The 229-nt window shown below is 69.9% G+C and carries 1 protein-coding gene; it reads left to right on the plus strand.

The window, feature by feature from the left end:
* A partial coding sequence (locus tag QWY29_RS20685) for a DUF4193 family protein (RefSeq protein ID WP_300962298.1) occupies window positions 1-91 on the plus strand: 91 nt, incomplete at its 5' end.
* Window positions 92-229 lie beyond the last annotated feature (138 nt).

Below are 229 nucleotides of genomic sequence, written 5' to 3' on the forward strand. Positions count from 1 at the left end.
CGACGAGTTCACCTGCATGAGCTGCTTCCTGGTCCACCACCGCAGCCAGCTGGCAGACGAGAAGAAGATGATCTGCCGCGACTGCGTGTGACGCGCCCGCACGCAAGAGGCCCGCGACCGGGGGTCGCGGGCCTTTCGCATTGCTGAGGGATGGCGCGGGTGGTCCTGGTGGCGCGGGTGGCGCCGTCCTGCCCGGAGGGCCGGGTCAGCCCTTCTGGTCGTCCTTGCG

The sequence above is a fragment of the Nocardioides abyssi genome (assembly GCF_030412915.1).
GTDB lineage: Bacteria > Actinomycetota > Actinomycetes > Propionibacteriales > Nocardioidaceae > Nocardioides > Nocardioides abyssi.